The 12,009-nt window shown below is 73.5% G+C and carries 14 protein-coding genes; 10 read left to right on the top strand and 4 right to left on the bottom strand.

Going from position 1 to position 12,009, the window contains the following annotated elements; translation table 11 throughout:
- Nucleotides 1-11 precede the first annotated feature (11 nt).
- A complete protein-coding gene (locus OG946_RS23500; protein WP_326797989.1) occupies nt 12-1,190 on the top strand; it encodes a C40 family peptidase in 1,179 nt (392 codons plus the stop codon).
- Nucleotides 1,191-1,239: 49 nt separating this feature from the next.
- Here OG946_RS23500 and OG946_RS23495 read toward each other — a convergent pair whose 3' ends face one another.
- Complete coding sequence (locus OG946_RS23495) at nt 1,240-1,923, bottom strand: PH domain-containing protein (protein ID WP_326797988.1); 684 nt, start codon at nt 1,921-1,923, stop codon at nt 1,240-1,242.
- 129 nt (nt 1,924-2,052) lie between these two features.
- Here OG946_RS23495 and deoC point away from each other — a divergent pair, with 129 nt between their 5' ends.
- Genes deoC through OG946_RS23480 form a run of 3 tightly spaced genes read left to right on the top strand, consistent with a single transcriptional unit; the run spans nt 2,053 to nt 5,373 of the window.
- Entirely contained in the window at nt 2,053-3,021 is a 969-nt protein-coding gene (gene deoC / locus OG946_RS23490; RefSeq protein WP_326800349.1) for a deoxyribose-phosphate aldolase, read from the top strand.
- Nucleotides 3,022-3,037: 16 nt separating this feature from the next.
- Complete coding sequence (locus tag OG946_RS23485; protein ID WP_326797987.1) at nt 3,038-4,480, top strand: aldehyde dehydrogenase family protein; 1,443 nt, start codon at nt 3,038-3,040, stop codon at nt 4,478-4,480.
- Complete coding sequence (locus tag OG946_RS23480; protein WP_326797986.1) at nt 4,477-5,373, top strand: aldehyde dehydrogenase family protein; 897 nt, start codon at nt 4,477-4,479, stop codon at nt 5,371-5,373. The genes OG946_RS23485 and OG946_RS23480 overlap by 4 nt, the downstream gene beginning before the upstream one ends.
- 9 nt (nt 5,374-5,382) lie before the next feature.
- On the opposite strand, the gene OG946_RS23475 is transcribed toward OG946_RS23480, so the two are convergent.
- From OG946_RS23475 to OG946_RS23465, 3 genes are all read right to left on the bottom strand, one after another.
- Nucleotides 5,383-5,682: a type II toxin-antitoxin system PemK/MazF family toxin gene (locus OG946_RS23475; RefSeq protein WP_326797985.1), complete on the bottom strand. Its 300-nt coding sequence runs from the start codon at nt 5,680-5,682 to the stop codon at nt 5,383-5,385.
- Nucleotides 5,679-5,882 (bottom strand): hypothetical protein, encoded by a 204-nt coding sequence (locus OG946_RS23470; protein ID WP_326797984.1) that lies wholly within the window; start codon nt 5,880-5,882, stop codon nt 5,679-5,681. The genes OG946_RS23475 and OG946_RS23470 overlap by 4 nt, the downstream gene beginning before the upstream one ends.
- A gap of 250 nt (nt 5,883-6,132) precedes the next feature.
- On the bottom strand, nt 6,133-7,014 hold the full coding sequence (locus OG946_RS23465) for a SigE family RNA polymerase sigma factor (RefSeq protein WP_326797983.1): 882 nt from the start codon (nt 7,012-7,014) through the stop codon (nt 6,133-6,135).
- Between the two features lie 210 nt (nt 7,015-7,224).
- Here OG946_RS23465 and OG946_RS23460 point away from each other — a divergent pair, with 210 nt between their 5' ends.
- The 6 genes from OG946_RS23460 (at nt 7,225) to OG946_RS23435 (ending at nt 12,003) form a co-directional block, all read left to right on the top strand.
- Entirely contained in the window at nt 7,225-7,902 is a 678-nt protein-coding gene (locus OG946_RS23460) for a response regulator transcription factor (RefSeq protein WP_027771656.1), read from the top strand.
- Entirely contained in the window at nt 7,899-9,446 is a 1,548-nt protein-coding gene (locus tag OG946_RS23455) for a HAMP domain-containing sensor histidine kinase (RefSeq protein ID WP_326797982.1), read from the top strand. The genes OG946_RS23460 and OG946_RS23455 overlap by 4 nt, the downstream gene beginning before the upstream one ends.
- A gap of 65 nt (nt 9,447-9,511) precedes the next feature.
- Nucleotides 9,512-10,036 carry a hypothetical protein gene (locus OG946_RS23450; RefSeq protein ID WP_326800348.1) on the top strand — a complete coding sequence of 175 codons (525 nt, stop codon included), beginning with the start codon at nt 9,512-9,514 and terminating at the stop codon, nt 10,034-10,036.
- 75 nt (nt 10,037-10,111) lie between these two features.
- A complete protein-coding gene (locus tag OG946_RS23445; protein ID WP_326797981.1) occupies nt 10,112-11,029 on the top strand; it encodes a DUF6891 domain-containing protein in 918 nt (305 codons plus the stop codon).
- Nucleotides 11,030-11,108: 79 nt separating this feature from the next.
- Entirely contained in the window at nt 11,109-11,708 is a 600-nt protein-coding gene (locus OG946_RS23440) for a VanZ family protein (RefSeq protein WP_326797980.1), read from the top strand.
- Nucleotides 11,709-11,799: 91 nt separating this feature from the next.
- The gene (locus tag OG946_RS23435; protein ID WP_047017701.1) at nt 11,800-12,003 is read left to right on the top strand and encodes a PspC domain-containing protein; all 204 of its coding nucleotides are present in this window, start codon (nt 11,800-11,802) and stop codon (nt 12,001-12,003) included.
- Nucleotides 12,004-12,009 lie beyond the last annotated feature (6 nt).

Raw genomic sequence — 12,009 nt, 5'->3', positions numbered from 1 at the left:
AGCGGCTGGGGATGGCCATTCGTTCTTGGATACGTGGGCGGCCCGCGGTCGTTGCCGCCTCCTCCCTCATAGCGGCCGTCCTGCTGACGCAGGCCGCCGTCGCGGATGAGCCCGGCGGTCCCGATGCCGTCGAGGAGCAGCGGGAGCGGGCCGAGGATGCCGCGCAGCGGGCTGCCGACGTACGGGATCGGGTGGGCGAGCTGAATCGGCAGGCCGCTGTCGCCGGAGGGCGGGTCAACGAGGCGGAGGCGGCGGTCGACGAGCAGCAGCGGGCGACCGACCGGCTGCTGGCGCGGGCCGCGCAGGCCACCGCGCGGGTCAACGACGCGCGGCGGACGCTGACCGGGTACGTCACCACCCAGTACCGCACCGGGGCGACCGGCCTGTCGGAGGCCGCCGTTCTGCTGCTCGCCGAGGACCCGCAGAGGTACGCCGACACCCGGCACCTGCTGAGCCGGCTGTCCGCGCGGCAGCAGCACGCGCTGGACCGGTTCACCGCGCGGCAGCAGGAGGCCCGTAAGCGCAGCAAGGCGGCCGGCGCGGCCATGGACAAGCTGAAGGACCGCGAGGCGTCGCTGCGCGAGCAGGAGAAGAAGTTGCGGGCCAAGCTCGCCGAGGCCCGGCAGTTGAAGGCGGAGCTGAGCGACCGCGAGCGCGAGGAGTTCGACAAGCTGGAGCGCGCGGAGCGCGCCGAGGCCGAGCGGCGGGCCCGTGAGCACGCCCGGCGGGAGGCGGCCGAGGAGCGCCGACTGCGGGAGCAGCAGGAGGAGACGCGGCAGGAGCGGGCGGAGGGGACCATCACCGGGGAGGCCACCGCACCCGCCGGGGACGGGCCCGTTTCCGAAGGGGCGGAGGCCGCCATCGCCTTCGCCGAGGCGCAGGTGGGCGAGCCGTACGTGTGGGGCGCCACCGGGCCCGACACGTGGGACTGCTCAGGTCTCACGCAGGCCGCGTGGCGGGCGGCCGGGGTGGAGATCCCCCGCGTGACCTGGGACCAGGTCACCGCCGGCACCTCCGTGCCCGTAGCCGAACTGCGCCCGGGCGACCTGGTCTTCTTCTTCGACGACATCAGCCACGTCGGCCTCTACACCGGCGGCGGCCACATGATCCACGCCCCGCGCCCGGGCGCCGTGGTCCGGTCCGAGTCGATCTACAGCATGCCGATCCACAGCGCGATCCGGCCCGGATGAGCCGGCGCGCCGCCACGCGAGACGAGCGGGGCGCGGCCGGCCGGCGGGTTCAGCCGACGGCGATGGCGATGATCAGGGCCAGGCCGCCCGCGATCGCGGGGCCCAGGATCTCGTACGCCCAGCGCACCGAGACCGGGCCCTGCGCGCCCTCGCGGTCGGCGTACGTGTGCGCCAGCTCGCGCAGCTCGCGGATCGACTTGTCGGCCGTCGGCGTCAGGTCGCCCGCCGAGGGGTCCAGGTCCGCGGCGCCCGTGCCGCCGGGGCGGCGCATCGCCGGATCCGACAGGGCCGGGCGGCTGGACGGGCTGAAGAGCCCGCCGCCGCCGGCCGCGCGGTCCCTGCGGCGGTTGGCCCGCTTGCGGGCGCGCAGCGAGACGGGGATGGCCCACATCTGGTACTTGGCGTCCTCGGTGACGACCTCGCTGGAGTAGCCCGCGCGGATCTCCTCGACCCGGCCCCACGGCACCACGATCGTGCGGAACGGGTTGCGAATCCGCAGCCGCTCCTCGCCCGCGTACACCACGGGACGCAGCGTCAGCGACACCACCATCGGCACCCCGGCGACCAGCGCGGCCACCGCGATCGCCCGCGCCTGCCCGCTGCCGCGGACCAGCGCGTCCGCGCCGAGCCAGCCGCCGAGGACGAGCAGCAGCACGCCGGCGGCGATGCCGGAGACGGAGCGGTAGGCGCGGTCGGCGTATTTCGGCCGGGTGTCCGGGGTGTCCTTGCTCATGCCGCCGATTGTGCCCGACGGCTCCGGAATCCGGACGTCGCGCCGGGATTGCGGTCCCGCATCGATCCGCCGGGACCGCAATGCCCACTCCCGGGACGCTACGCGGGTAGATATGCTCGTGTGGTGACCATGCCCCGCATACCCACCGCAGCCGCGGGCCCGCCGGCGTCCCTCGCGGACGTGACGGCCTCCGACGGCGCGCTCCGCCGCTTCCTGCACGGTCTGCCCGGCGTCGACCCGGTCGGCCTGGAGGCCCGCGCCGCCGCCCTGGGCACCCGCTCCATCAAGACCACCGCCAAGGCGTACGCGCTGGACCTGGCGGTCTCGATGATCGACCTGACCACGCTGGAGGGCTCCGACACCCCCGGCAAGGTGCGCGCGCTGTGCGCCAAGGCGCGTACCCCCGACCCCACGGACCGTACGACGCCCGAGGTCGCGGCCGTCTGCGTCTACCCGGACCTGGCCGGCGTCGCCGCCGAGGCGCTGGCCGGCTCGGGCGTCAAGGTCGCCTCGGTGGCCACCGCCTTCCCCTCCGGGCGGGCGGCGCTTGAGGTGAAGCTCGCCGACACCCGGGCGGCGCTGGCCGCGGGCGCCGACGAGATCGACATGGTCATCGACCGCGGCGCGTTCCTCGCCGGCCGCTATCTGGAGGTCTACGAGCAGATCCGCGCGGTGCGGCAGGCCGCCGCCGGCGCCCGGCTGAAGGTGATCTTCGAGACCGGCGAGCTGTCCACGTACGACAACATCCGCCGGGCGAGCTGGCTCGGCATGCTGGCAGGCGCCGACTTCATCAAGACCTCGACCGGCAAGGTCGGCGTGAACGCCACGCCCGCCAACACCCTGGTCCTGCTCGAAGCCGTCCGGGACTACCGCGCGGCCACCGGCGTGCAGGTCGGCGTGAAGCCCGCGGGGGGCATCCGCACGGCCAAGGACGCGGTGAAGTTCCTGGTGCTGGTCAACGAGACCGCCGGGGACGACTGGCTGGACAACCGCTGGTTCCGCTTCGGCGCCTCCAGCCTGCTCAACGACCTGCTCATGCAGCGGCAGAAGCTGCGCACCGGCCGCTACTCCGGCCCCGACTACGTGACCGTGGACTAGAGGGGGTCCGAGCCGCATGACCGCTGAACACAAGCTCTTCGCCTACGCGCCCGCGCCCGAGTCCCGCTCGGTCGTCGACATCGCGCCCAGCTACGGCCTGTTCGTCGACGGCGAGTTCGCCGAGGCCGCCGACGGCAAGGTCTTCAAGTCCGTCGCCCCGGCGACCGAGGAGGTGCTCTCCGAGGTCGCGCGGGCCGGCGAGGCGGACGTCGAGCGGGCGGTCGCCGCCGCCCGGCGGGCGTTCACCTCCTGGTCGGCGCTGCCGGGCGCGGAGCGCGGCAAGTACCTGTTCCGTATCGCCCGCATCATCCAGGAGCGCTCGCGCGAGCTGGCGGTGCTGGAGACGCTGGACAACGGCAAGCCGATCCGCGAGACCCGGGACGCCGACCTGCCGCTGGTCGCCGCGCACTTCTTCTACTACGCCGGCTGGGCGGACAAGCTCGGCTACGCGGGCTTCGGCCCCGAGCCGAAGCCGCTGGGCGTCGCGGGCCAGGTCATCCCGTGGAACTTCCCGCTGCTGATGCTCGCGTGGAAGATCGCCCCGGCGCTGGCCTGCGGCAACACCGTGGTGCTCAAGCCCGCGGAGACCACGCCGCTGTCCGCGCTGTTCTTCGCCGACATCTGCCGCCAGGCAGGACTGCCCCGCGGGGTGGTCAACATCCTGCCGGGCTACGGGGACGCGGGCGCCGCGCTCGTCGCGCACCCGGACGTCGACAAGGTCGCGTTCACCGGCTCCACGGCCGTCGGCAAGGAGATCGCCAGGTCGGTCGCCGGCACGGACAAGCGGCTCACGCTGGAGCTGGGCGGCAAGGGCGCCAACATCGTCTTCGACGACGCGCCGATCGACCAGGCCGTCGAGGGCATCGTCGGCGGCATCTTCTTCAACCAGGGCCAGGTCTGCTGCGCGGGCTCCCGGCTGCTGGTGCAGGAGTCGGTGGCCGACGAGCTGCTGGAGTCGCTGAAGCGGCGGCTCGGCACGCTGCGGCTGGGCGACCCGCTGGACAAGAACACCGACATCGGCGCCATCAACTCCGCCGAGCAGCTCGCCCGGATCACGGAGCTGGCGGACGCCGGCGACGCGGAGGGCGCGGAGCGCTGGACGGCGCCGTGCGAACTGCCCGGCAGCGGCTACTGGTTCGCGCCGACGCTCTTCACCGGCGTCACGCAGGCGCACCGCATCGCGCGCGAGGAGATCTTCGGCCCGGTGCTGTCGGTGCTGACGTTCCGTACCCCCGCGGAGGCGGTCGCGAAGGCCAACAACACGCCGTACGGGCTGTCCGCAGGGGTGTGGACGGAGAAGGGCTCGCGGATCCTGGCGGTGGCCGACCGGCTGCGGGCGGGCGTCGTGTGGGCGAACACGTTCAACAAGTTCGATCCGACCTCGCCGTTCGGCGGCTACAAGGAGTCGGGCTTCGGCCGCGAGGGCGGCCGCCACGGGCTGGAGGCGTACCTGCGATGACACAGGCGGATGCGAGGCTGTCGGTCCTCAAGACCTACAAGCTGTACGTGGGCGGGAAGTTCCCCCGCTCGGAGAGCGGGCGGGTGTACGAGGTGACCGACGCGAAGGGCCGCTGGCTCGCCAACGCGCCCCGCGCCTCCCGCAAGGACGCCCGCGACGCGGTGGTCGCCGCGCGCAAGGCCGTCGCCGGCTGGTCGGGCGCCACGGCGTACAACCGCGGCCAGGTGCTCTACCGGGTGGCGGAGATGCTCCAGGGGCGGCGCGAGCAGTACGTCGCGGAGGTCGCCGACGCCGAGGGCCTGTCGAAGGCCAAGTCGGCGGCGCAGGTGGACGCGGCGATCGACCGCTGGCTCTGGTACGCGGGCTGGACCGACAAGATCGCCCAGGTCGCCGGCGGCGGAAACCCGGTCGCCGGGCCGTACTTCAACCTCTCCGCGCCGGAGCCGACGGGCGTCGTCGCCGTCGTGGCGCCGCAGGAGTCGGCGCTGCTGGGGCTGGTGTCGGTGCTGGCGCCGGTGATCGCCACGGGCAACGCGGCGGTGGTCGTCGCCGCGGAGGAGCGGCCGCTGCCGGCGCTGTCGCTGGCGGAGGTGCTGGCCACGTCGGACGTGCCGGGGGGTGTGGTCAACGTGCTCTCGGGGCGTACCGCGGAGATCGCGCCGACGCTGGCCGCGCACCAGGACGTCAACGCCATCGACCTGACGGGCGCGGACGCGGAGCTGGCGCGGGAGCTGGAGGTCGCGGCGGCGGACAACCTGAAGCGGGTGCTGCGCCCGCGGCCGCCGTACGACTGGACGGCGGACCCGGGGACGGGCCGGCTGACGGCGTTCCTGGAGACGAAGACGGTCTGGCACCCGACGGGCAGCCTGGGCGTGAGCGGCTCGGCGTATTGACGGGAGAGCTCAGAGGGCGAGCACAGTCCGGATGCCCGTCTCGACTGCCTCCATGTCACGCGGGCCGACCGGCCCCAGATCGGTGGTGAAGTAGCGGGCGGCGAAGGTGGCGTACGCGTCGACGACGACCACCCCCTTGACCGGCTCCGTCAGCACGGTGACCAGGATCGAGGGGGCTGCGCCGCCTGGCCCCTGCACTTCGACACAGGTGGCGATTCCCAGACGCTCGTTGACCAGGTCGTCGGAGACCACCAGGACGCGCCGGACGCCGCCGCCCTGCGTCAGTTCGAAGACGTGCCCGCGCTTCACCGCTGGGTCTCGGCGCTCATGAACGCGTCGCCCGACGCCCGGAGGAACGGGTCGGCCTGCTCACGGCGCGGTAGCCCTGCGAGCGCGTCCTCAAGCATCTGCCGCCTTATTGCGGCTGCGACCGTCGCGGAGGCGTTCGGCCCGGCCTTGAGGTAGGCCGCCACTTCGTCGGGGAGCGAGAAAGTCATGTTGATGGTCATGCGCGTCATCATACAGGGCGCCATGGCCCCAATACGGAGTCCACAAGAGCCGGGGCCGGGCGCACCCCCCGCGCGCCCGGCCCCGGCTCGTCCCCCGTATCCCCCGTTCCCCCCGAGTCCTGACGAGCCCCCCGGCCCCGTACGGTCTCGCGGTCCTCCCCCGTTCCCCCGGTCCCCCCGTTATCCCCCGATTTCCCCCGTTTTTCCCTCTCGCGGCCCGGGGTCCCCCCATCCCCGGTCATCGGCCCCCTCAGGCCACGAGCTCCTCGAACGACTCCTCCCGGTCCCGCCCGAAGCTCAGCGCCTCGTCGTCGCGGAGCCGGCGCAGCGAGCGCCAGATGCTGCTCTTGACGGTCCCCACGCTGATCCCCAGTACGTCGGCGATCTCCGGGTCGGTCCTGCCCTCGTAGTAACGCAGCACGAGCATCGTGCGCTGCATCTCGGGCAGCCGCGCCAGCGCCTGCCAGAGCACCGTGCGCAGCTCCGTGCCGCGCATGGCGTCCGACTCCCCCGGCGCCTCCGGGAGTTCCTCGGTCGGGTACTCCGCGAGCTTGCGCCGGCGCCAGGCGCTGATGTGCAGGTTCGTCATGGTGCGGCGGAGGTAGCCCCCCACCGCGGCCTTGTCGCTGATCCGGTCCCAGGCCCGGTAGGTGGAGAACAGCGCGCTCTGCAGCAGGTCCTCCGCCTCGAACCGGTCGCCGGTCAGGTGGTAGGCGGTGGCGTACAGAGAGGCGCGCCGCTCGGCCACGTAGGCGGTGAACGCCGCGGTGCTGTCAGCCTCCGCGGCGGCCCCGGCCTGTGTGCCGACCGTTTCCCCCGGCACCTCTCCGTACGCCTTCTTCCCCCCGTCGTCCCCCCTGGTGTCCCCCCCGGCGTTCCCCCCCGGGTCCGCGGCCGGTCCGGTCCCCGCCGGCATGACGCCGGTCCCCCCGGGGCCCGTGCTGCCCGCGATCGCGACCATGTAAGGAGGACGACGCCCGGCGCCGCGACCGCACCCCCGCGCGGTTGCGGCACCGGACTCCCCCGCACCGCGCGAGGCGCGGGCGGGAGTCATCCCCTCAGCACTTCCCCCCGTGGCGTGCAGGCGTGTGTGAACCGCTGCGCTGGTGGTGCTGTCGTGCAGTGCGTTCATCTCACGCCCCCCGTCGGTGGAGTCTGCTTCGGTCGGTCCTGCCGTGCCGGGCTTGCCCGACGCCCAGAATCCTGTCGTCCCGACTTCATCGCGCTGTCCGTCGACTGTCACAGGCGTGCAACAGGGGTTGGGCCCCTTACACGGGCCCTTCAGGAGGCCGTGATGACGGCGAACTCGCCCCTTCCGGCGCGCCCTGCCAGAATGACCCGCGTGCCTTCTCTGTTGCTGATCGAGGACGACGACGCCATCCGCACCGCGCTGGAGATGTCCCTCTCCCGCCAGGGCCACCGCGTGACCACCGCGGCGACCGGTGAGGACGGGCTCAAGCTGCTGCGCGAGCAGCGGCCCGACCTGATCGTGCTGGATGTGATGCTGCCGGGCATCGACGGCTTCGAGGTGTGCCGGCGCATCCGCCGCACCGACCAGTTGCCGATCATCCTGCTGACCGCGCGCAGCGACGACATCGACGTGGTGGTCGGGCTGGAGTCGGGCGCCGACGACTACGTCGTCAAGCCCGTGCAGGGCCGGGTGCTGGACGCCCGGATCCGCGCGGTGCTGCGCCGCGGCGAGCGGGAGACCACCGACTCGGCGACCTTCGGCAACGTCGTCATCGACCGCTCCGCGATGACCGTCACCAAGGACGGCGAGCATCTGCAACTGACGCCGACGGAGCTGCGGTTGCTGCTGGAGCTGAGCCGCCGGCCCGGCCAGGCGCTGTCGCGCCAGCAGTTGCTGCAGCTGGTCTGGGAGCACGACTACCTGGGCGACTCCCGGCTGGTCGACGCCTGCGTACAGCGGCTGCGCGCGAAGGTCGAGGACGTGCCGTCCGCGCCGACACTGATCAAAACCGTACGCGGCGTGGGCTACCGGCTGGATCCGCCCTCGTGAGTCCGGGCCCCGCCGACGCGCAGGGGCGGCAGGGGCTCGTACGCGGCTGGGCGGCGGGGCTGCTGCGCTGGATCAGCCTGCGACTGCGTCTGGTCATCGTGTTCGCGCTGGTGGCCCTGGTCTCGGCGGTGTCGGTCGCAGGCATCGCGTACTGGCTCAACCGGGACTCGGTGCTCACCCGCACCCAGGACGCCTCGCTCAAGGACTTCCGGGAGTCGCTGCAGGACGAGGGCGGCGAGCTGGACCTGCGGGCCGGCTGTACGGACCTGGCCAAGGCCGCGCGGCGGCTGTCGAGCACCACCCAGAACTTCGACGTCATACTCATCTCCGGCAGCGGGGGCAGCGGCGACGAGCCCGGCTGCGTGGAGCGCTCCGACCCGTCGTTCACCCTGCACGACGTGCCGAAGACGCTGAAGACGGCGGTCGACCAGCGGCGCGACGACGGCAAGTGGCCGTACCACCTGTACTGGCAGCGGGTGACGATGGACGGCACGCCGTATCTCGTCGGCGGCGCCCGGGTGATCGGCACCGACTGGACCGGCTACATGTTCAAGTCCCTGGACTCCGAGCGCCGGGACCTCAACTCGCTGGCCTGGTCGCTGGGCATCGCCACAGGACTGTCCCTCATCGGCTCCGCGCTGCTCGCGCAGGGCGCCGCGTCCACCGTGCTGCGGCCCGTACAGCGGCTCGGCGACGCGGCGCGGCGGCTCGGCGAGGGCAAGCTCGACACCCGGCTGCGGGTGACGGGCACCGACGAACTGGCCGACCTGTCACGGACGTTCAACCAGACCGCGGAGCGGCTCCAGCAGCGGGTGGAGGAGCTGAGCGAGCGGGAGAAGTCCAGCCGGCGGTTCGTGGCGGACATGTCGCACGAGCTGCGCACGCCGCTGACCGCGATGACCGCGGTCTCCGAGGTGCTGGAGGAGGAGCAGGAGAACCTGGACCCGATGATCGCGCCCGCGGTGCAGCTCGTGGTGCAGGAGACCCGGCGGCTCAACGACCTGGTGGAGAACCTGATGGAGGTGACCCGCTTCGACGCGGGCACCGCCCGGCTCGTACTCGACGACGTGGACGTCGCCGACCAGGTCACCGCCTGCATCGACGCCCGCGCCTGGCTGGACGCGGTGGAGCTGGACGCCGACCGCGGCATCGTCGCGCGGCTCGACCCGCGGCGCCTGGACGTGATCCTCGCCAACCTCATCGGCAACGCGCTCAAGCACGGCGGCTCCCCCGTGCGGGTGTCGGTGCGCACCACGGCGGACGCGCCCGGCGCCGGCGATCTGGTCATCGAGGTCAAGGACAAGGGGCCCGGCATCCCCGCCGAGGTGCTGCCGCACGTCTTCGACCGCTTCTACAAGGCGGACACCGCGCGCCCGCGCTCCGACGGCAGCGGCCTCGGGCTGTCCATCGCGGTGGAGAGCGCCCGGATCCACGGCGGTACGATCACCGCGGCCAACGACCCGGCGGGCGGTGCGGTGTTCACGCTGCGGCTGCCGCGGGACTCGTCTGCGGCGGCGGAGGCCCTGGAGCAGGAGGACGAGTGAGGGCGGCAGCCTCGAACCGGCGGGTCTTCTCCGCCCTGGCGGCGGTCGCCGCGGTCGCCGTCGCGGTGCTGGCCACCGGGTGCGGGATCCGGCCCACGTCCGTGCCGGTGGACGCCGGCAGCGCGCCGTCGCGGGCGGAGTGCGCGCCGGGCGGGTCGTCCCCGGCGGCGAGGTCGGCAGGCGGCGAGACGGTGCGGGCGGTGTATCTCGTGTGCGGTACGCAGTTGGCGCCGGTGCCCCGGAACGTCCCCGACGACCTGGCGGGTACGGAGCTGGCGGCGCGGCTGCTGGCGGAGCTGGAGCGGGAGCCGGGCGAGGACGAGAAGCAGGCCGGCTACTCGACCGCGGTCTCCGGGCTCCGGGTGGTGGACGGGCCGTCCGGGGATCCGGCGGGCACGGTGCGGCTGAGCCGGGATCCGCAGGGGCTGGGGTCGCCGATGCTGGCCCAGCTCGTGTGCACGTACGCGGCGGGCGAGGAGCGTACGGCGGTGCTGGCGGGGCCGGACGCGGGGGACCCGCCGTACACGTACCGCTGCACCGACGACGCGCTGCGGGCGCCGGAGAACACCGTGGGCGAGCCCGCGGCCTGAGCGTTTCCGGCGCGCGGGGGCGGTGTCGGCGGCCGTGCGGGGGCCGGTGTCAGTGGCGTGTGCCACAGTGTCCGCATGCTCGGGATCGTGGTGAAGACGGAGCGCGGGGAGCGGCATGTGCGCGTGTCCGCGGCGGAGTTGGCGGGGCTGGTCGGCCGGATCGGCGGCGCCGGCGACCACTTCCTCGTGCTCCAGCGGATCCCCGACCTGCCCGACGTCTTCGCCCAGGTCTGGCACGACGCCGGCGGGGACTACGAGGTGGAGCACCGCGACGGCGGCGGCGACCGGCACTTCGCCGCGACGGCCGAAGGTCCCGGGGCCGTGATCGCGGCGCTGACCGGCTGGGCCCGCGAGGAGGCCGGCTGGGAGGCGGGGCTGTCCTGGTCCCGCGCGGACATCACCCCCGCGCCCGAGGTGCCGCCGCTCCACCTCGGCGAAGGGGAGCGTACGGAGCTGGAGCGGCGGGTCCGTCAGATGCTGGCCGCGGGGTACGCGACCCGTGCCGAACTGGCCGAGTGCGCCGAGGAGTTCCTCGTCACCGGGGACCGCAGGCCGGTCTCCGCCCCGCAGGCCAGGGCGCTGGCGGACCGGCTGTGGCTGGAGCGGGTCGCCGAGCAGGCCGGCTGGCGGGGCGAGACGGACCCCGAGCGGCTCACCCGCGCCTTCGCGACCCTGCGGGAGTCGGGCATCACCGTCCGTGAGCACTTCGCCTGCTGCCGCAGTTGCGGCAACGCCGAGATAGGCGGGGCGGGCGAGCCGGACGCGCGCGGCTTCGTCTACTCCATCCACCAGTCGTCGGAGTCCGCGGCGGCGGACGGCTGGCTGACCCTCTACTACGGCGGCTTCGACGGCTCGTCCGAGACGACCGCGGCCGTCGGGCACGAGGTGGTCGCCGCCCTCGGGGATGCCGGTCTGCGGACGGAGTGGGACGGCGATCCGGGCCGGTCGATACCCGTCACGGGGCTCGACTGGCGCCGCCGGCTGGTCGGCTGAGAGGGCTCCGCACCGAAGATCACCATCCGGCCGGCGGAGGGCGGGAACCGTACGGGTCGGTAGCGGCGTCCTTGCCTGCGTGCAGCGCCATGCGACGGGCGGAACGGCCGCCCTGAGATTCCGGGTGGCCGGCGTTGTCCTCCTAGTCCTGCATCTGACCGCAGTCTGGTGGTTTACGCTCCGCCCCAACGCCGTGCCGTGGGTTGACGCGGCGAATCTGCGACCGCTCACGACGATCCGGGCGGAGTTCGGCGATGACCCGTGGTCGGCGCTGCGGTACGCCGTCGAGTCGCTGTTCGTGCTGGCCCCCGCGGGGGTGCTGCTGCCGCTGATCGGCGGCCGGGTCAACGCGTCGTTGGCGGGGTCGTTCGCGCGCACCGTCTTCGCGGGCTCGATGCTGGCGCTGGTCGTCGAGCTGCTCAAGACCACGGTGCCCGGGCAGGTCGCGAACGTGGACACGATGCTGCTCTACATCCTGGGGATCGCGCTGGCGCATCTGGCGGTGGTCCCGGCCACGCGGGCGCGGCTGCGCCGGCGGCACCCCGCGGGCCGCGCGGCCGGGGTGGCGCACGCGGCGGGGGCTGCCGGGACGGAAGGGGCGGAAGCGGCGGAGCGTACGGCGGACGGGAAGGCTCAGGGCACGACCCCGAGAATCACCAGGGTCGAGATCGCCCCGTAGGGCGACGTTTCGTCCGGCTTGCGTGCCTACGGTGGAATCACCGGCCCACACACGGCGGGCCGCGAACGCCGACCCGAGGAGTGACGCAGCCATGGCCATGCCGATGAGACCGCGCGACGGCCGGATGATCGCCGGAGTGTGCGCAGGACTGGCCCGGCGCTTCGACACCACCCCCACGACGGTGCGGGTCGTCTTCCTGGTCTCGTGCCTGCTGCCGGGCCCGCAGTTCCTGCTCTACCTGGCGCTGTGGGTACTGATGCCCAGCGAGGAGAAGGTGCAGCACCCGGCCTGGTGAGAACGG

Origin of the sequence: Streptomyces sp. NBC_01808, assembly GCF_035917395.1 — a bacterium.
Lineage (GTDB): Bacteria > Actinomycetota > Actinomycetes > Streptomycetales > Streptomycetaceae > Streptomyces.
Note: the sequence above shows the minus strand (reverse complement) of the source record. Positions and strands in the feature narration are given on the sequence as shown.